The sequence below is a fragment of the Enterobacter sp. RHBSTW-00593 genome (assembly GCF_013784105.1).
Classification (GTDB): Bacteria; Pseudomonadota; Gammaproteobacteria; order Enterobacterales; family Enterobacteriaceae; genus Enterobacter; species Enterobacter ludwigii.
On record NZ_CP056393.1, the window covers coordinates 3,619,987 to 3,640,653 of the forward strand.

22 protein-coding genes are annotated in these 20,667 nt (G+C 54.4%); 5 read left to right on the forward strand and 17 right to left on the reverse strand.

What is annotated here, in order from left to right; all coding sequences use genetic code 11:
* Window positions 1–192 precede the first annotated feature (192 nt).
* Window positions 193–1,743: a membrane-bound lytic murein transglycosylase MltF gene (mltF, locus tag HV242_RS17240; protein ID WP_050737172.1), complete on the forward strand. Its 1,551-nt coding sequence runs from the start codon at window positions 193–195 to the stop codon at window positions 1,741–1,743.
* Here mltF and tadA read toward each other — a convergent pair.
* Genes tadA through murQ form a run of 4 tightly spaced genes read right to left on the reverse strand, consistent with a single transcriptional unit; the run spans window position 1,631 to window position 5,100 of the window.
* Window positions 1,631–2,170 carry a tRNA adenosine(34) deaminase TadA gene (gene tadA / locus HV242_RS17245; protein WP_020883010.1) on the reverse strand — a complete coding sequence of 180 codons (540 nt, stop codon included), beginning with the start codon at window positions 2,168–2,170 and terminating at the stop codon, window positions 1,631–1,633. The genes mltF and tadA overlap by 113 nt on opposite strands.
* A gap of 24 nt (window positions 2,171–2,194) precedes the next feature.
* Complete coding sequence (yfhb, locus tag HV242_RS17250; protein WP_020883009.1) at window positions 2,195–2,830, reverse strand: phosphatidylglycerophosphatase C; 636 nt, start codon at window positions 2,828–2,830, stop codon at window positions 2,195–2,197.
* A 3-nt stretch (window positions 2,831–2,833) separates the two neighbouring features.
* Complete coding sequence (locus tag HV242_RS17255) at window positions 2,834–4,195, reverse strand: PTS transporter subunit EIIC (protein WP_050737173.1); 1,362 nt, start codon at window positions 4,193–4,195, stop codon at window positions 2,834–2,836.
* A gap of 11 nt (window positions 4,196–4,206) precedes the next feature.
* Window positions 4,207–5,100 carry an N-acetylmuramic acid 6-phosphate etherase gene (gene murQ, locus HV242_RS17260; protein ID WP_050737174.1) on the reverse strand — a complete coding sequence of 298 codons (894 nt, stop codon included), beginning with the start codon at window positions 5,098–5,100 and terminating at the stop codon, window positions 4,207–4,209.
* 118 nt (window positions 5,101–5,218) lie between these two features.
* On the opposite strand from murQ, the gene HV242_RS17265 reads away from it, so the two are divergent.
* Both HV242_RS17265 and HV242_RS17270 read left to right on the forward strand, forming a co-directional pair.
* Window positions 5,219–6,067, forward strand: a complete 849-nt coding sequence (locus HV242_RS17265; protein ID WP_014171207.1) for a MurR/RpiR family transcriptional regulator — start codon at window positions 5,219–5,221, stop codon at window positions 6,065–6,067.
* Window positions 6,068–6,123: 56 nt separating this feature from the next.
* Window positions 6,124–6,384: a YfhL family 4Fe-4S dicluster ferredoxin gene (locus HV242_RS17270; protein WP_020883006.1), complete on the forward strand. Its 261-nt coding sequence runs from the start codon at window positions 6,124–6,126 to the stop codon at window positions 6,382–6,384.
* Here the strand turns inward: HV242_RS17270 and acpS are convergent.
* From acpS to rpoE, 11 genes are all read right to left on the reverse strand, one after another.
* Entirely contained in the window at window positions 6,381–6,761 is a 381-nt protein-coding gene (gene acpS / locus HV242_RS17275; RefSeq protein WP_014171209.1) for a holo-ACP synthase, read from the reverse strand. The genes HV242_RS17270 and acpS overlap by 4 nt on opposite strands.
* Entirely contained in the window at window positions 6,761–7,492 is a 732-nt protein-coding gene (gene pdxJ, locus HV242_RS17280; RefSeq protein WP_014171210.1) for a pyridoxine 5'-phosphate synthase, read from the reverse strand. The genes acpS and pdxJ overlap by 1 nt, the downstream gene beginning before the upstream one ends.
* Window positions 7,493–7,569: 77 nt before the next feature.
* Window positions 7,570–8,277, reverse strand: coding sequence for a DNA repair protein RecO (recO, locus tag HV242_RS17285; RefSeq protein WP_014171211.1), 708 nt, complete (start codon window positions 8,275–8,277; stop codon window positions 7,570–7,572).
* 11 nt (window positions 8,278–8,288) lie between these two features.
* Entirely contained in the window at window positions 8,289–9,194 is a 906-nt protein-coding gene (era, locus tag HV242_RS17290) for a GTPase Era (RefSeq protein ID WP_014171212.1), read from the reverse strand.
* Window positions 9,191–9,871 (reverse strand): ribonuclease III, encoded by a 681-nt coding sequence (rnc, locus tag HV242_RS17295; RefSeq protein ID WP_003860711.1) that lies wholly within the window; start codon window positions 9,869–9,871, stop codon window positions 9,191–9,193. The genes era and rnc overlap by 4 nt, the downstream gene beginning before the upstream one ends.
* 222 nt (window positions 9,872–10,093) lie before the next feature.
* Complete coding sequence (lepB, locus tag HV242_RS17300; protein WP_014171215.1) at window positions 10,094–11,068, reverse strand: signal peptidase I; 975 nt, start codon at window positions 11,066–11,068, stop codon at window positions 10,094–10,096.
* Window positions 11,069–11,083: 15 nt separating this feature from the next.
* A complete protein-coding gene (gene lepA / locus HV242_RS17305) occupies window positions 11,084–12,883 on the reverse strand; it encodes a translation elongation factor 4 (protein WP_014171216.1) in 1,800 nt (599 codons plus the stop codon).
* Window positions 12,884–13,068: 185 nt separating this feature from the next.
* Complete coding sequence (rseC, locus tag HV242_RS17310; protein WP_050737175.1) at window positions 13,069–13,545, reverse strand: SoxR-reducing system protein RseC; 477 nt, start codon at window positions 13,543–13,545, stop codon at window positions 13,069–13,071.
* On the reverse strand, window positions 13,542–14,495 hold the full coding sequence (rseB, locus tag HV242_RS17315; protein ID WP_014171218.1) for a sigma-E factor regulatory protein RseB: 954 nt from the start codon (window positions 14,493–14,495) through the stop codon (window positions 13,542–13,544). Before rseB ends, rseC begins: the two co-directional genes overlap by 4 nt.
* Window positions 14,495–15,145: an anti-sigma-E factor RseA gene (gene rseA / locus HV242_RS17320; RefSeq protein ID WP_025203448.1), complete on the reverse strand. Its 651-nt coding sequence runs from the start codon at window positions 15,143–15,145 to the stop codon at window positions 14,495–14,497. The genes rseB and rseA overlap by 1 nt, the downstream gene beginning before the upstream one ends.
* Window positions 15,146–15,176: 31 nt before the next feature.
* The gene (gene rpoE, locus HV242_RS17325) at window positions 15,177–15,752 is read right to left on the reverse strand and encodes an RNA polymerase sigma factor RpoE (protein ID WP_006176728.1); all 576 of its coding nucleotides are present in this window, start codon (window positions 15,750–15,752) and stop codon (window positions 15,177–15,179) included.
* A gap of 424 nt (window positions 15,753–16,176) precedes the next feature.
* Between rpoE and nadB the strand changes: the two genes are divergently transcribed.
* Entirely contained in the window at window positions 16,177–17,796 is a 1,620-nt protein-coding gene (gene nadB / locus HV242_RS17335) for an L-aspartate oxidase (RefSeq protein WP_020883000.1), read from the forward strand.
* Here nadB and trmN read toward each other — a convergent pair.
* On the reverse strand, window positions 17,781–18,518 hold the full coding sequence (trmN, locus tag HV242_RS17340; RefSeq protein WP_032680478.1) for a tRNA(1)(Val) (adenine(37)-N(6))-methyltransferase TrmN: 738 nt from the start codon (window positions 18,516–18,518) through the stop codon (window positions 17,781–17,783). The genes nadB and trmN overlap by 16 nt on opposite strands.
* A gap of 132 nt (window positions 18,519–18,650) precedes the next feature.
* Here trmN and srmB point away from each other — a divergent pair, with 132 nt between their 5' ends.
* A complete protein-coding gene (gene srmB / locus HV242_RS17345; protein WP_020882998.1) occupies window positions 18,651–19,979 on the forward strand; it encodes an ATP-dependent RNA helicase SrmB in 1,329 nt (442 codons plus the stop codon).
* Between the two features lie 52 nt (window positions 19,980–20,031).
* Here the strand turns inward: srmB and grcA are convergent, their stop codons facing one another.
* Window positions 20,032–20,415 carry an autonomous glycyl radical cofactor GrcA gene (gene grcA, locus HV242_RS17350; protein ID WP_013098327.1) on the reverse strand — a complete coding sequence of 128 codons (384 nt, stop codon included), beginning with the start codon at window positions 20,413–20,415 and terminating at the stop codon, window positions 20,032–20,034.
* Window positions 20,416–20,667: the final 252 nt, after the last annotated feature.

The following is a 20,667-nucleotide window of genomic DNA, read 5'->3' on the forward strand; positions in this document are numbered from 1 at the left end:
CCTGAGCGTCGACGAAACCGTTTGCGTCGAAATAAAATCAACGTTTACGTTTAACAATAGATGTGACCTCTCTCTCTAATTTGTTGCCAAGTGGCGTAACTTTACGCAAAATGCCGCTCATTCAATGGCAAACCTTATTCTTAACATGGCTACAGCATACTGAGGCACCCGGCGTCGCAGAGAATTAACTAATTGAAAAAATTAAAGATTAATTATCTGCTCATCGGCATTGTAACGTTGCTGCTGGCAGTGGCCCTCTGGCCTTCCATCCCCTGGTTCGGTAAAGCCGAAAACCGTATCGCCGCCATACAGGAGCGGGGGGAATTGCGCGTCAGTACCCTCAACTCGCCGCTGATTTACAGCGACATTAACGGCAAAACGATTGGCCTGGATTATGAACTGGCGCAGCAGTTTGCCGACTATCTTGGCGTGAAGCTCAAAATTACCGTCCGTCAGAATATCAGCCAGCTGTTTGATGACCTGGATAACAACGATGCCGATATCCTTGCGGCCGGGCTGGTGTACAACAGCGAGCGCAGCAAGAACTATCAGCCAGGCCCAACCTACTACTCCGTTTCGCAACAGCTGGTCTACCGGGTCGGGAGCCTGCGCCCGCGAACGCTGGCCGCGATTAATGCACAACAGCTGACCATCGCCCCGGGTCACGTCGTGATTGAAGATCTGCGTGAGCTCAAGGAGAAGAAATTCCCGGACCTGAGCTGGACGGTTGATCCTAAGCTCGGTACGACTGAGCTGCTGGACCAGGTAAAAGATAAAAAACTGCCCTACACCATCGCTGATTCGGTCGCGATCAGCCTTTTCCAGCGCGTGCACCCCGAAATCGCGGTGGCGCTGGACGTGACAGACGAACAGCCGGTGACCTGGTTTAGCCAGCTTGATGACGATCAGACCCTCTCTGCGGCGATGCTCGATTTCTTCAACACCATCAATGAAGACGGTACGCTGGCGCGTCTGGAAGAGAAATACCTCGGCCACGGTGACGATTTTGATTACGTCGATACCCGAAGCTTCTTGCGCGCGGTCGATAGCGTGCTGCCAGACCTGCAGCCGTTATTTGAGAAGTATGCCCAGGAGATCGACTGGCGATTACTGGCAGCGATCTCTTATCAGGAATCCCACTGGGATACTCAGGCCACCTCGCCCACTGGCGTTCGCGGCTTAATGATGCTCACTAAAAATACCGCTCAGAGCCTTGGGCTGACCGACCGTACCGATGCAGAACAGAGCATCAGCGGCGGCGCACGGTATCTGCAGGATATGATGGGCAAAGTGCCGGAGACGGTACCTGAAGAGGAACGGATCTGGTTTGCACTGGCAGCCTACAACATGGGTTACGCACACATGCTTGACGCGCGCGCGCTGACGGCGAAAACGAAAGGTAACCCGGACAGCTGGTCAGACGTAAAACAGCGCCTGCCGCTGCTGAGCCAGAAGCCGTGGTACAACAAGCTGACCTACGGTTACGCGCGCGGGCATGAAGCCTACGCCTACGTGGAAAATATCCGTAAATATCAGATTAGCCTGGTGGGTTATCTGCTGGAGAAGGAAAAAGAGGCGGCAGAGGCAAATCAGCTGGCCCAGAGTTATCCGGTGGTGGCACCGGACGAACTTACTCGCCCGACAACTTCAATTCTGCCTTTTGTTGCTTTTTCTGCTGACGGCGCATTCGAAAGAAATCACTTAATAGCCCCGCACACTCTGGTGCAAGTACCCCACCGATAGTCTGCACCTGGTGGTTCATTCCCGGGTGTCCCAGTACGTCCATCAGCGAACCGGCCGCTCCGGTTTTTTCATCCCGCGCGCCAAAGACCAGCGTGCCGATACGGCTATGCACCATCGCGCCGGAACACATAACGCACGGCTCAAGCGTGACATACAGCGTGGTATCAAGCAGACGATAGTTTTGCAGCACCATTCCGCCCTGACGAAGGGCCATGATTTCAGCGTGCGCAGTCGGATCGTGACGGCCAATCGGGCGGTTCCACCCTTCCCCTATCACCTGGTTATTGTGGACAAGCACAGCACCCACGGGCACTTCCCCCTCGTCCCAGGCGCGCTGGGCAAGCGTAAGCGCATGGCGCATCCAGTATTCATGATCGCGTTCAGGGTTGCACAACGGTTGATACTCCAGTCTAAAAGCGGGCGGCATTATACACACCCGCTATAGATAAGACTATTCGAGTTGCTGAAGTTCGCCTGCGGGCGTGACGCGCCAGCGATGCTGGCAAAAATAGAGCAGCGGGTTGTCCTGCTTGCTGTCGCTGTAGCCGCTGTAAAGACGCAGTGGCGTACCGATTCGCTTCTCCAGTTGCACCACCTTTTCATGTCCCAGGCAGCGCATGGTCAGTACCCATCCACCGTACCCGCGGGTAATTTGCGTGGCGATAAGATTCACCCGCGGCAGCCACGGGGTATCATAATAGACCTGTTCCACCAGCGCTTGCGGGGATCCGGTAATCAACCAGATGTCGGCATCGTTCGCGTCGAGATAGCTGGTGAGCCTTGCCTGAACAACCGGAAACGCGGTCACATGTCCGCGAAACCAGTGCACAAAATCCTGCTGAAGCTGTTTAAGCCGCGCTTCGCTGCGTCCAAAGGTACAGCCCCAGAGCAACAGGCTCATTGGCCAGCGCGCTGCCCGACCTTTTAGCAGCAGCGCAATGCCAATTACGGGTAAGAGAGGTAATACGAGCAGCGCATTCAAAGGCTGACGCCGCAGCAGGTAGCGCATAAACGTACCAAACATATCCTGCTGATGCAGCGTACCGTCCAGGTCGAAAAAAACAACGCGACGCTCGTGATTTGCCAAACCTTACTCCTCTGGATCGTTGAATCCTAACAGCCAGGTAAACAGGAACCCGGCGATCACCGCTACCAGATAGCCTAACAGATAGAGCATAACTTTTCCGGTCACGATGGTGAGCGCCAGCGGCAGCCCGGAGATCCCGAAGGTGATCACCGTTGCCACTTTCCAGTAGCTGATCAGCGCTCCGCCTACCGCCCCTCCCAGGCAGGCACCGAGGAACGGTTTCCCCAGCGGCAGCGTGACGCCGAAAATCAGCGGCTCGCCAATTCCGAGTAATCCGACCGGCAACGCACCTTTGATCACTTTTTTCAGCCGCGCGTTGCGGGTTTTCATCAGTACGGCAATCGCCGCCCCGACCTGCCCCACGCCAGCCATCGACAGGATGGGCAGCAGCGCGTTGTAACCGTGCGCCTGCACCAGCTCGACGTGGATCGGCACCAGCCCCTGATGCAGACCGGTCAGTACCAGCGGCAAGAAGGTGCCTGACAGCACGGCACCCACTAACAGACCGCCGCGATCGATAGCCAGCGATGCGCCATGGGCGATGGCCTCAGAGATCCAGCCACCTAGCGGTTGCAACGCCACAATAGCCACGCTGCCGGTGATCAATGTCGTTAGCAGTGGATTGAGGATCAGCTCAATTGATCCAGGCAGGAGGGTGCGCAGTTTCTTCTCGATCCAGCACATCAGGATGACCACCAGCAGCACGGCAATCACCCCGCCGCGGCCAGGCTGGAGCGCCTCACCAAACAGGGTTATCTGCGCCAGCTGTGGACTGGACAGAATACCTGCCATCACCCCGCCCATGGCCAGCGAGCCGCCAAAGACCTTCGCGGTGTTGACCCCCACCAGAATGTTCATGATGGCAAACACGGCGCTGCCGAAAATCCCGAGAATGCCTAATAAATTAGGATACTGGGTCGCGAAGTCCCCTACGATATCCGGACGCTTAAGAATATTGATGATCCCCGTGATTAAGCCAGAGGCAATAAACGCCGGGATCAGCGGAATAAAGACGTTGGCCAGTTGTCGCAGCGCATCGCTCATGGGGGCTTTGTATCGGGCCTTTGCCTGCGCCTTCGTACGTTCGACGTCATCGATCGCCACGCTCTCGCCGCCGACCATCAGCGCACGCATGGCTTCCACAACCTGCGCCGCCTTTCCCGGCCCGACAATCAGCTGATGCTGTTGCCCCTGTTTAACGTAACCACTCACGCCGGAAAGCTGCTTCAGACGCGGCACATCAAGCTGCTCGTCGTTATGCACCTCGACGCGCACGCGCGTCATGCAGTTTTCCAGACGCTGAATATTTTTTTCCCCACCGATCCCCTGCAGGATATCGCTGGCGAGCGCTGCTGTTTTGTCCATACACGCCTCTGTTAGTTTTCTAATGCCGCCCGTAAGAACCCGTTATGGGCATTGAGCCTTGCTCTGGCGGCCGCAGCGTCCAGTCCGCTCAGGATCATCAGAATGGCCGGTTTAACATCGTGATCGGTTTGTTTCAGTACCGCTTCCGCCTCTTCGCGGCTTGCTCCCGTCGCCTCCATGACCATACGGCAGGCTCTGTCCACCAGCTTGACATTGGTCGCTTGCATATCCACCATCAGGTTCTGATAAACCTTGCCAAACTTCACCATCGCGCCAGTGGAGATCATGTTGAGCACCAGCTTTTGCGCGGTGCCGGATTTCAGGCGCGTAGAGCCGGTTAACGCTTCCGGGCCGACAACCGGAGAGATAGCGATAGCAGCGACCTGCGCAATCGGCGAGCCAGGATTACAGGAAATCGCCACCGTGGTGCAGCCCATCTTGTTGGCATACTCCAGACCGCCGATAACGTACGGCGTACGCCCGGAGGCCGCCAGCCCAACAACCAGATCCTGAGCGGTCAGATTTAGCCCCTTCAGGTCATCCTCGCCGAGCTGTTTGTTGTCTTCCGCTCCTTCCACGGCTTTCAGCAGCGCGCCAGGGCCGCCAGCAATCAACCCGACCACCAGACCGTGCGGCACACCAAACGTTGGCGGGCATTCAGAGGCATCCAGCACACCAAGACGCCCGCTGGTTCCGGCGCCCATGTAGATAATGCGACCACCGGCCTTCAGTGCTTCCGCCGCCGCATCGACGGCTTTCGCCACCTCCGGTAATGTCTCTTTCACTGCCTGCGCGACCAGCGTATCCTGTTGATTAAAACGGTTAACCAGCTCCAGGGTGCTGAGCGCATCCAGATCCATGGTTTGTGGGTTACGCGCTTCAGAAACAAGTGAGCCAAGATTCATCTTTTGTACCTCAAGAATTTTTAATTCATAATAATCTCACTATAATGGAATATAAAATTCATTCAGGCGAGCAAAATTCGTATTTGCGCAGACAATCACAATTTCGCCAGGAGAACCTATGAACTGTTTAATTCGCATTCGCCAGCGTTATGCAGGCTTTGCTCAAAGCGATAAAAAGCTGGCGGATTTTCTGCTCTCTCAGCCCGACCATGCCCGCCATCTCAGCTCGCAGCAGCTGGCGAGTGAGGCCGGAGTGAGTCAGTCGAGCGTGGTGAAATTTGCCCAGAAGATTGGCTTTAAAGGCTTCCCGGCTCTCAAACTGGCGATTAGCGAAGCGCTGGTGAGTAACCCCAATCCGCAGTCGATGCCGGTGCATAATCAGATTCGTGGCGATGACCCGATGCGTCTGGTGGGAGAGAAGCTCATCAAAGAGAATGTCGCGGCCATGCATGCCACCCTTGATGTGAATACCGAAGAAAAATTACTGGAAAGCGTGGCGATGTTGCGTGCAGCGCGACGTATTATTTTGACCGGGATAGGCGCGTCCGGACTGGTGGCACGTAACTTTGGCTGGAAGCTGACAAAAATAGGTTACAACGCCATTGTCGAGCAGGATATGCACGCCCTGCTGGCGACCGTGCAGGCGATGGATGCTAACGATCTGCTGCTGGCGATCTCCTATTCCGGCGAACGCCGCGAGATCAATATGGCTACCGATGAAGCCTTACGCGTAGGCGGTAAGATTCTGGCCATCACCGGGTTTACTCCCAACGCGCTGCAGCAGCGGGCTACGCGCTGTTTATATACTATCGCGGAAGAGCAGGCCACGCGCAGCGCGGCGATCTCCTCGACAAGTGCGCAAATGATGTTGACCGACCTGCTGTTTATGGCCCTGGTGCAACAGGATCTGGAACACGCGCCAGAGCGTATCCGGCACAGTGAAGAGCTGGTAAAAAAACTGGTTTGAACAGGTAATGAGCGTATAATGCCCGCCCTGTTTGTGTTGTTTCTGAGAATTTCCTGATGGCGCTGTTAATCACCAAAAAATGCATCAATTGCGATATGTGCGAACCGGAATGCCCGAACCAGGCGATTTCGATGGGCGAGAGCATTTATGAGATTAACAGCGACCGCTGCACTGAATGCATCGGCCACTACGAAACGCCGACCTGTCAGAAAGTGTGCCCAATCCCCAATACCATCCTGAAAGATCCGGCACACGTCGAGAGCGAAGAGCAGCTTTGGGATAAATTTGTCCTGCTGCATCACGCGGACAAACTTTAACTTTCGATAATCACCGTCGCGCAGGCGTAGTGGCGTTCATCGGCGAGCGTAACATGCATGTGATTTACGCCGAGTTTCTCTGCCAGCGTTTGCGCCTCACCCCATAAACGCAGGCGCGGTTTACCCAGCTCATCGTTAAACACTTCAAACTGGTTAAACGCCAGACCGTTACGAATACCGGTGCCGAAGGCTTTGGCTGCCGCCTCTTTGACGGCAAAGCGCTTGGCCAGAAAACGTACCGGCTGCTGATGCGTCTCCCAGATGGCCCATTCGTTATCGCTCAACACGCGTCGTGCCAGGCGATCGCCGCTACGGGCGATCACCGCTTCAATGCGGGCTATTTCAACGATATCGGTGCCTAAGCCCAGAATAGCCATTACTGACGCGCTTCCAGCATCAGGCGTTTCATTTCTGAGACCGCCTCTTTCAGGCCACTCATTACCGCACGGCCAATAATAGCGTGGCCGATATTCAGCTCATGCATTTCTGGCAGGGCTGCAATAGCCTTGACGTTATGGTAGGTCAGGCCATGCCCGGCGTTAACTTTCAGACCCAGGCTCGCGGCATAGGTGGCCGCATTGGCGATACGCTCCAGCTCTTTGGCCTGCGTAGTTTCGTCTTTCGCATCAGCGTAACAGCCGGTATGAATTTCAATATAGGGCGCGCCCACTTCGGCAGCCGCTTTGATCTGTGCTACATCGGCGTCGATGAACAGAGAGACCAGGATACCTGCCTCAGCCAGACGCTTGCAGGCATCACGCATTTTGTCGCGTTGACCCGCCACGTCCAGGCCCCCTTCGGTGGTCACTTCCTGACGTTTTTCCGGTACCAGGCAGCAGAAATGCGGCTTCGTCTCGCAGGCAATCGTCAGCATCTCTTCCGTGACCGCCATCTCCAGGTTCATGCGGGTGTCCAGCGTCTGACGCAAAATGCGCACATCGCGGTCGGTAATATGACGGCGGTCTTCACGCAGGTGAACGGTAATGCCATCGGCGCCAGCCTGCTCAGCGATGAACGCCGCCTGAACCGGATCGGGATAAGCCGTGCCGCGTGCATTACGCAGCGTGGCGATGTGATCAATGTTGACGCCTAACAGTAATTCAGCCATGACAATCCTCGGTATTTTAGTTCGTGTCCCTGCCTCCCTCTCCCTCAGTGAGAGGGCTGGAGCGAGGGTCTGATACGTTAACGTTTCGGCATAAACTGCCTGAACAATTCGCGGCTCTTTAAGGGCTTGCCGCCAAGATACGGCTTGAGCGCAATTCGGGTAAAGCGTTTTGCTGCGCGAAGGGTATCCTGATCGGGAAACTCGCGCGCATACAGCGCTCTAAGCTGTCGCCCGGTAAAGGTGCTGTTATCTATCACGACGCTGGCGATAAAGCCTTTTTCTTCACGGTAGCGATAGGTCATCGCATCCTCTACCTCGTCTCCGCTCCCTGCACAATGCAAAAAATCGACCCCGTAGCCCAGGTGTCCGAGCAGCGCCAGTTCAAAACGACGCAGGGCAGGTTCGGGCGTACCGGTAGCGCCGGCCAGCGCCTGGATACAGTGCAGGTAATCAAAGAAAAGTTCAGAGAAGCGAGTCTCATGCTCCAGAACACGTGAGATGAGTTCGTTGACATAGAGACCGCTGTACAGCGTGATACCAGAAAGGGGGAGCGCCAGAGAGACGGCTTCGGCACTGCGCAGGGTTTTGACTTCCCCACGCCCGCCGAAGCGTACCAGCAGCGGAGTGAAAGGCTGTAAGGCGCCCTTCAGGCCGGAGCGTTTGGAACGTGCGCCTTTAGCAACAAGGCGCACACGGCCCGACTCTTCCGTGAAAACGTCCAGCATAAGGCTGGTCTCGCTCCACGGACGGCTATGGAGGACAAAGGCACGCTGCCATCCATCCACGATGTTCAGTCTTAGACGTCGTCGCCGTAACCGAGGCTGCGCAATGCACGCTCATCATCGGCCCAGCCTGATTTCACCTTCACCCACAGTTCAAGGTGAACCGGGGCTTCAAACATGTCCTGCATGTCTCTGCGCGCTTCAATGCCGATGGTTTTGATCTTGGCACCTTTGTTGCCGATCACCATCTTCTTCTGCCCTTCGCGCTCAACGAGGATCAGGCCGTTGATGTCATAGCCGCCGCGTTCGTTGGTCTGAAAACGTTCAATCTCAACCGTTACGGAGTACGGCAGTTCCGCGCCAAGGAAACGCATCAGTTTTTCACGGATGATCTCAGAGGCCATAAAGCGCTGAGAACGATCGGTGATGTAATCTTCCGGGAAGTGATGAATCGCTTCCGGCAGATGTTTGCGCACGATGCCTGCGATGGTATCGACGTTCAGACCGGTCTCGGCAGACAGCGGGACGATATCAAGGAAGTTCATCTGGCTTCCCAGCCACTGCAGGTGCGGCAGCAGATCGGCTTTTTCCTGCACGTTGTCCACTTTGTTGACCGCAAGGATCACCGGCGTTTTACCGTCGCGCAGTTTGTTCAGCACCATTTCGTCGTCAGGCGTCCAGCGGGTGCCTTCCACCACGAAAATCACCAGCTCTACGTCGCCAATCGAGCTGCTCGCCGCCTTGTTCATCAGGCGGTTGATGGCGCGCTTCTCTTCCATGTGCAGGCCCGGGGTATCAACGTAGATCGCCTGATAGGCGCCTTCCGTGTGGATACCGACGATGCGGTGACGCGTGGTCTGCGCCTTACGGGAAGTAATGGAAATTTTCTGCCCAAGCAGATTATTCAACAGGGTAGATTTGCCAACGTTCGGACGTCCGACGATGGCAATAAACCCGCAATACGTTTTTTCTTCGCTCATTCCAGCTCCAGCATTTTTAACGCCTGTTCGGCGGCAGCCTGTTCAGCCTTACGACGGCTAGAACCTGTGCCGACCACCGGTTCACTCAGGCCACTGACCTGGCAATGGATGGTAAATTCCTGATCGTGCGCTTCACCCCGCACCTGCACCACCAGATAGGATGGCAGCGGGAGGTGGCGACCCTGCAAATATTCCTGCAGACGCGTTTTCGGATCTTTTTGTTTATCGCCCGGACTGATTTCGTCCAGACGGGTTTGATACCAGTTAAGGATCAGCTTTTCTACGGTCTGAATATCGCTGTCCAGGAACACACCACCAATTAATGCTTCGACCGTGTCGGCAAGAATAGATTCACGACGGAAGCCGCCGCTTTTCAGTTCACCCGGCCCAAGTCGCAGACATTCGCCCAGTTCAAATTCACGAGCGATTTCCGCCAGGGTATTACCCCGAACCAGCGTCGCGCGCATGCGGCTCATATCACCTTCGTCCACACGTGGGAAACGGTGATAAAGCGCATTCGCGATCACGAAACTTAAAATAGAGTCACCCAGGAACTCGAGGCGCTCATTATGCTTGCTGCTGGCACTGCGGTGGGTTAATGCCTGTTGCAACAACTCCTGATGATGAAAAGTGTAGCCCAGCTTCCGTTGAAGCCGATTAATTACGATGGGGTTCATGCGATACCAGTAAATGAATGCGTCAAAAATGCAGCACACGAAACCGACCTGAGAAGACCAACGCGGTTTCGTGTGCCGTGGCACCCTTGCAGGGCCAACCTTAAACTTCGGGGGAATATTCTATACACAACGACAGGGGATGTCGTTAGTCCAAAGAGATTTATCGCTGAAATAATTCACGTAGCCGCTAATTAACGCGGCTACGCGTTCATTTAATGAGAATTAATGGATCCCGCCGATACGATTCAGGCGAACGCCGGTCGGCCATTCGCCTTCCTGCTTCTCAAAACTCATCCAGATAGCGGTCGCTTTACCTACCAGATTCGCTTCCGGCACAAAGCCCCAGTAACGGCTGTCCGCGGAATTATCGCGGTTATCACCCATCATGAAGTAGTGTCCCGGTGGTACGATCCAGCTGGCAAGCTGTTGGCCAGGCTGCCGGTAGTACATCCCCACTTGATCCTGCGCGATTGGCACGGTGAGGATACGGTGGGTCACATCACCCAGCGTCTCTTTACGTTCTACCAGGCGAATACCGTCCTCTTTGGTCTCGCCTTTGGGCACCTGGAAGAAACCGCTGGTCGCTTCACCGCCGTTACGGCGAGCAAAGGTCTGCACAAAATCACTTGGCTCAACGTTTGAGTAAGTGATTGGCAGCGCGTTTTCACACGCGGTACCGGAGCTGCAGCCAGGCTGAACGGTAACTTCTTTCGCCACCGGATCGTAGGTGACTTTGTCACCCGGCAGTCCCACGGCACGCTTGATGTAATCCAGACGCGGATCTTCCGGGTATTTAAACACCACGATGTCGCCACGTTTTGGATGACCGGTTTCGATCAGCGTTTTCTGGTAGATCGGATCTTTAATCCCGTAGGCAAACTTCTCAACCAGAATAAAATCGCCAATCAGCAGCGTTGGCATCATTGAACCAGACGGGATCTGGAACGGCTCGTAAATAAACGAGCGGACAACCAGCACAATCGCCAGCACCGGAAATACCGATGCCCCGGTTTCCAGCCAGCCCGGTTTCGGGCCGACTTTCTTCAGGGTTTTCGCGTCCAGCCCATCGCCAGTGGCTGCCTGTGCAGCAGCCTGACGTTCATGGCGTTTTGGGGCGAAAATAAACTTATCCAGACACCACAACAAACCTGTCACCAGGGTAGCAATGACCAGAATCAGGGCAAACATGTTCGCCATGCCAACTCCTTAGGGTTATTTGCCGTCTTTACCAACATGAAGGATGGCAAGGAATGCTTCCTGCGGCAGTTCGACGTTACCGACCTGCTTCATACGCTTCTTACCTTCTTTCTGTTTCTGCAGCAGCTTTTTCTTACGGCTGACGTCACCGCCGTAGCATTTCGCCAGAACGTTTTTACGCAGCTGTTTCACAGTAGAACGGGCAATAATGTGGTTACCGATGGCGGCCTGAATCGCGATATCAAACTGCTGACGCGGGATCAGCTCTTTCATCTTCTCAACCAGCTCACGGCCACGGTATGGCGCATTGTCGTTGTGAGTGATCAGTGCCAGCGCATCCACACGCTCGCCGTTGATCAGCACGTCCACACGCACCATGTTAGACGCCTGGAAGCGTTTGAAGTTGTAATCCAGTGACGCATAGCCACGAGAGGTAGACTTCAGGCGATCGAAGAAGTCGAGGACCACTTCCGCCATAGGGATTTCGTACGTCAGCGCAACCTGATTACCGTGGTACACCATGTTGGTCTGTACGCCACGCTTCTCAATACACAGCGTAATAACGTTACCCAGGAACTCCTGCGGCAGCAGCATATGACACTCTGCAATGGGCTCGCGCAGTTCTTCGATATTGTTCAGCGGCGGCAGCTTGGACGGGCTATCGACGTAGACGATCTCTTTGTTGGTGGTCTGCACTTCGTACACAACGGTCGGTGCCGTGGTGATCAGATCCAGATCGTATTCACGCTCCAGACGCTCCTGGATGATCTCCATGTGCAGCAGACCAAGGAAGCCGCAGCGGAAGCCGAAGCCCAGCGCCGTGGAGCTTTCTGGTTCATAGAACAGGGAAGCATCGTTGAGGCTCAGCTTGCCGAGCGCATCGCGGAAGTTTTCATAGTCGTCAGAGCTGACCGGGAACAGACCCGCGTAAACCTGCGGTTTAACCTTTTTAAAGCCTGGCAGCGCTTTGTCTGCCGGGTTACGTGCACCGGTCAGGGTATCACCCACTGGCGCGCCGAGGATGTCTTTAATGGCGCAGACCAACCAGCCTACTTCGCCACATTTCAGCTCGGTACGGTCAACCTGTTTTGGCGTGAAGATACCCAGACGGTCAGCGTTGTAAACCTGGCCAGTACTCATTACCTTGATTTTGTCGCCTTTACGCATGGTGCCGTTTTTAATACGCACCAGCGAGACAACGCCCAGGTAGTTATCAAACCAGGAGTCGATGATCAGCGCCTGCAGCGGGGCATCCGGGTCACCTTCTGGTGCCGGGATATCACGCACCAGGCGTTCCAGCACGTCGGTCACGCCCACGCCCGTTTTAGCGGAGCAGCGCACCGCATCGGTCGCGTCGATGCCGACAATATCTTCAATCTCTTCCGCTACGCGCTCAGGATCGGCAGCTGGCAGGTCAATTTTGTTCAGAACCGGCACAACCTCGAGATCCATTTCCATCGCGGTGTAGCAGTTTGCCAGGGTCTGGGCTTCAACGCCCTGCCCGGCATCCACAACCAGCAGCGCGCCTTCACAGGCCGCCAGCGAGCGTGAAACTTCATAGGAGAAGTCAACGTGGCCTGGGGTGTCGATAAAGTTCAGCTGGTAGATTTCGCCATCAGCCGCTTTGTAATCAAGCGTAACGCTCTGCGCTTTGATGGTGATACCGCGTTCGCGTTCCAGGTCCATGGAGTCCAGAACCTGGGCTTCCATTTCACGATCAGACAGGCCACCGCAAATCTGGATAATACGGTCAGACAGCGTCGACTTACCGTGGTCAATGTGAGCAATGATCGAAAAGTTACGTATGTTCTTCATATAGTTAAATAATTATGCCTTACGAATTCCTGGAGGCCGCTGTTCTTAGCCTGACGTTTTTCAGTGCGAAAACGCCGCATTCTACACTACATCCCCGTTACCTGGAAATGTACTTAGCGCCAGGTATAGCGTGAAGAAATGGCGTTTTCTGTTTTAGGACGTAAAAAAGGACAAAGCCCGATGGATCACCGGGCCTCAGAAGAGAGCGTCTCAACACGAAGCTGGTCGGGTGCTAGCCCTACGCTGAGAATAACAGGCTGCCATTCTTCGCGTGCGGCAAGCTTCGGGGAAAGAGCTTTGGCCAGCCAGAATCCCCCTACGCCGCCCAATGCAGCACCACACATGGCGGCCACATCGGTACCAAACAGCATCTGGAATACGCCGCCCATAACAAACAGCCCCACCAGCGGAGAGAGATAAACCAGTATGGCGGACGTGAGCAGGCTACCTTCTGCAATTCCCAGCTCCACCTTTTGCCCCACCTTCAGCGGCCGATCGCTTGGCACGGAAATGGTATGCGAGGTTTGCGGCCCGAGCTTATTCAGCACGCGGCTACCGCAACCGGCTCTGGAAGCACAGCTATTGCATGAGGCCTTAACATCACAACTCACCAGCGCAATGCCATTCTGCCACGATACGACCGTAGCCCACTCTTTAATCATTGTGCAGCCCTGAATTTAATGCTGTCGGAAATACGCTTCGCCGTTTGTGGCGGTAATTCACCCACAATGGTGATCTCTGCATTATCGCGAACCGTGGTGCTGACCGTCCTGCGTCCGGTACGAAGCATTTGTTCAGAACTGTTTGCCGATGCGCGGTTAATGTTCACCGAGAAACTGAACAAACCATCGGAATAAAGACGCGATTCAACCGGTGTTTCAATGGTTGGCAGTTGTCGGCGGCTGCTGGAGACTTCGCTAAACCCTTGCGGGATCCAGGAAGGAACCCAGTTGAAGTTGACGGAATCACCCGCCGGTACCGAAAGCAACGGCGGCAGGCTGGCTTTCGCCAGATTCTGCATGCTATTACCCACCTGATTGTTCACACTAAAGGAGATAACGCGGAACTGTTCCAGCGTTTCACCATCACGGTCAAGCAGGTCTACACGCATTGGCAGCTTGGTTTCGGCGTCAATCCAGACGATATAGCTGTAGCGCGTTCCGTCACGGGCAACAACGCGGATCACCTCACACAGTCTGTCCGCAATGCGCGTACGCCCTACTGAAATGAAATCATAGTAAGGCGCAAGACGTTTGAAGTCGGTGTAGATAAGCGATGGCAGAGAATCGACGATATAATCGCCATTCAGCGTGAAAGGCTCCAGACCGGGTTCGAAATAACTGATTTCGTTACCACGCTGGACAACTTCCCGACGCGGGCCATCCATCTGTAAAAGCTGGGCGAGCGGCTGGTTATCAAGACGGGCATGGCGGTATCGTAACGACTCGACGCCCTGCTTATTGATACTGATAAATGCCAACTCGTAATTGAGTGACTGGCTGGCCAGATTCATTTGCTGCAACAACGCCCCGGATGAAACATCAGCCGAGGCGTTGGCAGAGAAGAACAGGCTACCCGCCATCAGAGACATGGCGAACCAAAGTTGCTTCATTACTGCGATTGCGTTCCTAAAGTTTGGTTTCCGGGCACCTGCACAGCCGCTTGCTGGGTTTGTGCCTGCTCAAACTGAAGCTGTTCAGAGTGCAGACGACGCTGCAACTCGTAATCCTGCAACATCGCATTAATGCGACGGCGTTGCTCCTGAACCTGCTGTTGCTGGCCGCCGCTGGCGGATGCATCAGCCGGAACACCCAAACTTACCGGGCTGGCTTTGCCCATCATCGGCAGTGTGTTGAACACTGGCGCTTCTGGCTGCTGATTAGTTTCAGACTGAGTATTATAGTGCTGGACGCCAACGATAACTGCAAGCGATACGCATGCAGCCACACCCATTTGGGTGAGCTGGCTGGCCCACGGACGCACCTTGTGCCAGAACGGCATTTTCTGCCACTGGTGAGGCGCAGGTTGAGCTTCAGGAATCAGCGGAGTGGTCTGACGGACAGGCTCATTTTCAATGGCCGCCATCACGCGAGCTGAGATATCGAAATGGAGAACCTCGCCGGTGTCACCGCGAAGGGTGTCACGGATGAGATGGTAACTCTCCCAGGTCTCTTGCATTTCGGGAGAATGAGACAGCTCGTTGAGCAGCTCACTATCCAGCGTTTCACCATCCATTAAAGCGGAAAGTTTTTCTTTCTGCATGCCTAATACCTTTTCCAGTATCCCGCTATCGTCAACGCCTGATAAGCGGTTGAACTTTATTATCAATTGCTTCTCGCGCACGGAAAATACGTGAACGTACCGTGCCGACCGGACAATCCATGATGGCGGCTATCTCTTCATAGCTCAGACCATCCAACTCCCGTAACGTAATTGCCATGCGTAAATCTTCCGGGAGCGACTCGATCGTGCGAAAAACGATTTGTCTCAGTTCTTCTGACAACATTAAGTTCTCAGGGTTCGAAATTTCTTTCAGCGCACCGCCACTTTCAAAGTTTTCGGCGTCGATTGCGTCCACATCACTTGAAGGCGGACGGCGACCCTGAGCGACCAGATAATTCTTTGCCGTATTGACCGCAATACGGTACAGCCAGGTATAAAAAGCACTATCTCCCCGGAATGAATCCAGCGCGCGATAGGCCTTAATAAAAGACTCTTGTACTACATCAGGCACATCGCCTGACGGTACATAGCGGGAAACCAGGCTCGCCACCTTATGCTGGTAGCGCACCACCAGTAAGTTAAAGGCTTTCTGATCTCCCTTCTGGACCCGTTCAACCAGGACCTGGTCCGTTAACTGCTCGCTCATCCGAGGTAATGTCTCCCCAAACCTAAATTCCACGCGTTATCGAAACGCCACTCTTAAAAAACCGCACTTTGAGCAAGCACCGAATTAGAGTGTCTGATCTTCAATAAGTTCCGTAACGCCTTTGTTTTTGTTCATCGCGCCGCAGACTGTTCATTTTCTCTCATTATAAGTCTGTTCACGATACGCACCACTTTATGACAAGAAACATCTCTTTTCCCGCCAGAAGAGTAACGCAACCCAGTCTTTATTTCACCACAAAATCTGACGCTAACGATCTGCTTCGCAAAATATTTTCTTTCTTTTACGTGGTTTTAATCCTCCGCCTCGAGTTTAGCGGTTACAACTAACATCAAAAAAAACGTGCGATATCTCGCATTCGGATGCTATTCTGACCAAACACTGTTTAGTAAATTAAACAAAAATCATGAACACAACACCTGAACTGCATTGTGATGTACTGATCATCGGTAGCGGCGCTGCCGGTCTCTCCCTGGCATTGCGTCTGGCCGAACATCAGAGCGTAATCGTTCTGAGCAAAGGGCCGATAAGTGAAGGTTCTACGTTTTATGCCCAGGGCGGTATTGCCGCCGTGTTTGATGAGACAGACAGCATTGCGTCGCATGTCGACGATACGCTGATTGCCGGGGCCGGGATCGTGGATGCGCATGCCGCAGAGTTTGTGGCCAGTAATGCCCGTCATTGCGTGCAGTGGTTGATCGATCAGGGCGTATTATTTGATACACAGGTGCAGCCAAACGGTGAAGAGAGCTACCACCTGACCCGCGAAGGCGGGCATAGCCACCGCCGTATCCTGCATGCCGCAGACGCTACCGGTAAAGAAGTCGAAACCACGCTGGTCAGCAAAGCCCTCAGCCATCCTAACATTCGGGTCCTTGAGCGCAGCAATGCCGTTGACCTGATTATTTCCGACAAGATTGGCCTTCCGGGTACACGTCGTGTCGTGGGTGCCTGGGTCTGGAATCGCAATAAAGAGAAGGTTGAGACCTGTCAGGCGAAGGCCGTGGTGCTGGCGACTGGCGGTGCATCCAAAGTGTATCAGTATACCACCAACCCCGATATTGCCTCCGGAGACGGGATCGCCATGGCCTGGCGCGCCGGTTGTCGCGTGGCAAACCTTGAATTCAACCAGTTTCACCCGACCGCCCTGTTCCATCCTCAGGCGCGTAATTTCCTGCTGACGGAAGCCCTGCGCGGTGAAGGCGCATACCTGAAACGCCCTGACGGCTCCCGCTTTATGCCGGACTTTGACCCCAGAGGCGAGCTGGCACCGCGTGATATCGTTGCCCGCGCCATCGACCATGAAATGAAGCGTCTTGGCGTGGACTGCATGTATCTGGACATCAGCCATAAGCCGGCAGAGTTTATCCGCCAGCATTTCCCGATGATCTACGAAAAGCTGCTGGGTCTGGGGATTGATTTAACCCGCGATTCGGTGCCAATCGTGCCTGCCGCCCACTATACCTGCGGGGGCGTAATGGTTGACGATCACGGTCGCACCGACGTGGATGGCCTGTATGCTATCGGTGAAGTAAGTTATACCGGGCTTCATGGCGCGAACCGGATGGCGTCGAACTCACTGCTGGAGTGTCTGGTTTACGGCTGGTCTGCCGCGGAAGATATCACGAAGCGCATGCCTTACGCCCGTCAGACAGAAAATCTGCCTGCCTGGGATGAAAGCCGCGTGGAGAACCCGGATGAGCTGGTCGTTATTCAGCATAACTGGCACGAACTGCGGCTGTTTATGTGGGACTACGTCGGGATTGTGCGGACCACGAAACGTCTTGAACGCGCATTACGCCGTATCACGATGCTGCAGCAGGAAATCGATGAATATTATGCCAATTTCCGCGTATCCAATAATCTGCTGGAGCTGCGCAATCTGGTTCAGGTTGCCGAATTGATTGTTCGCTGCGCGATGATGCGCAAAGAGAGCCGCGGTTTGCACTATACCCTCGACTACCCCGATCAGTTGGCCGAGTCCGGCCCGTCGATCCTCTCCCCGCAGGTTCACATAAACAGATAAAACGCCTGGGTCAGAGCGGTGTAATCTTCGGAATAACGCTGGTCTGGCCCACGGATCACCATTCGGTCGTTAAAGCATTCACCTTCTTTGGGTGAGAGCGCCAGCAGCACGCGGTGCGGCAATCGCCCTTCGGTATCTGCAATATCGGTGCGTAAACGTAATTTCCAGCCAATCTCTTGCGCTATACCAATAAACGCATTGCCGGTGCTTTCTGGCAGAACCACGCAGAAAAACCCCTCTTCTGAAATAAGCTCTGCGGCACTGATCAGCAGCGCCTTATGGTCGAGGGAGCCGGTATAACGGGCCTGTTCACGCTCAGGCGTTCCGCACTCAACTCCGGGCGCGTAGTAGGGAGGATTGCTGACAATCAGGTCGTAACGCGCGGTTTGCTCCGGCGTCCAGTCGAGCACATCTGCACATTCAACGTTAATCCGGGCGGCCCACGGAGATTCAGCCGCATTTTCACTCGCCTGCTCTGCCGCCTGCGCATCCAGCTCCACCGCATCTATGGTGACATGCGCTTCGGTACGTTGCGCCAGCATCAGCGCCAACAGCCCGCTGCCCGTCCCAATATCCAGAATACGCTTTACACCTGCGACAGGTGCCCAGGCACCCAGTAAAATACCGTCTGTACCGACTTTCATGGCACAGCGATCGTGAGCGACAAAAAATTGTTTAAACGTAAAACCATCGCGGCGCAACTGCGCTTTGAGTTGAGACATGTCAGGGCAACCTTCTAAGTGAAACTGGAGTAGCATAGGGGAAAGCGAAGTGGCCGCAAAGCGATATCCATACAAACAGATGAAGATTACAGCCGTAACGTCTATAATCAGCGCCCCACACAGAGGTAGAACATGACTGTAACGACTTTTTCCGAACTTGAACTCGATGAAAGCCTGCTCAATGCACTTGAGAGCAAAGGCTTTACACGCCCGACCGCCATTCAGGCAGCGGCCATTCCGCCTGCGCTTGAGGGCCGCGATGTGCTCGGTTCTGCGCCAACCGGCACGGGGAAGACAGCGGCTTACTTGCTGCCTGTGTTGCAGCATCTGCTCGATTTTCCACGTAAAAAATCAGGCCCGCCGCGTATTTTGATCCTGACGCCGACGCGCGAGCTGGCGATGCAGGTTGCCGATCACGCCCGCGAGCTGGCGGCCAATACCCATCTGGATATCGCCACGATCACTGGCGGCGTTGCGTATATGAACCACGCCGAAGTGTTCAGCGAAAATCAGGACATCGTCGTTGCGACGACCGGTCGCCTGCTGCAGTACATTAAAGAAGAGAACTTCGACTGCCGCGCGGTAGAAACACTGATTCTGGATGAAGCTGACCGCATGCTGGACATGGGCTTCGCGCAGGATATCGAACATATCGCGGGTGAGACACGCTGGCGTAACCAGACGATGCTGTTCTCTGCCACCCTTGAAGGGGACGCGATCAAAGACTTCGCAGAGCGCCTGCTGGAAGATCCGGTGGAAGTTTCCGCGACGCCGTCCACGCGCGAGCGCAAGAAGATCCACCAGTGGTATTACCGTGCAGATAACCTTGAACACAAGGTTGAGTTACTTAAGCACCTGCTGAAGCAGGACGATGCCACCCGTACCATCGTCTTTGTGCGTAAGCGCGAGCGTGTGCATGAACTGGCTGAAATGCTGCGTAATGCCGGAATCAATAACTGCTATCTCGAAGGCGAGATGGCGCAGGTTAAGCGTACCGAAGGGATTAAACGTCTGACTGATGGTCGCGTGAACGTGCTGGTCGCAACAGACGTTGCTGCACGCGGGATCGACATTCCGGACGTCAGTCACGTCATTAACTTCGATATGCCACGCAGCGGCGACACCTATCTGCACCGCATTGGCCGTACCGGCCGTGCCGGACGCAAAGGTATCGCGATCTCTCTGGTCGAAGCGCATGACTACCTGCTGCTGCAGAAAATTGGCCGCTACGTTGATGAGCCACTGAAAGCACGCGTTATTGATGAGCTTCGCCCGACCACACGTGCACCGAGTGAAAAAATGACGGGCAAACCGTCTAAAAAAGCGCTCGCAAAACGTGCTGAGAAAAAAGAGAAAGAAAAAGAGAAGCCGCGCGTGAAGCAGCGCCACCGCGATACCAAGAATATTGGTAAACGCCGTAAACCAAGCTCTGCCGCACCAGAGACGAAAACTGAAGAGTAAAAAAAAGCCGGGGAAAACCCCGGCTTTTTTATTCCCCCCCGAGACTGAAACCTTACAGGCTTTCAGTAAAGGTACGCGCAATAACGTCGCGCTGCTGTTCCGGGGTCAGAGAGTTAAAACGTACTGCATAACCTGATACACGAATGGTCAGCTGTGGATATTTTTCCGGGTGCTTAACCGCATCTTCCAGCGTTTCACGACGCAGCACGTTCACGTTCAGGTGCTGACCACCTTCAACGCGCACTTCCGGTTTTACTTCCATTGGGATTTCACGGTATTCGATTTCGCCCAATTTGTTCACTGGAACGATTTCATCTTCAGCAAAACCCGCTTTCGCTACTACACAGCGCGCTTCATTTTTCTCGCTGTCCAGCAGCCAGAAAGAGTTGAGCAGGTCGTCATTTGCAGCTTTAGTAATCTGGATACCTGTAATCATGTGTTGCCTCCCTTAGGCTACATTAACTGGTGTCGGCCTCGCGCGGCCAATTGGTAAAACCATTGTTTCTTGTGTGTATATATATCACTCGCACCCCGGTCATTTATTGATTTAAATCAACAAAAACACCAACCACACAAAGAGTGTGGTTTGATTTTATTGTTCCAGATCAATTTCATTGCTTTGCCAGCTCAACTCCTTTCGCATCTATTCAAAATAAATTGAATGACTTACGGTGATTTTATGCCTGGG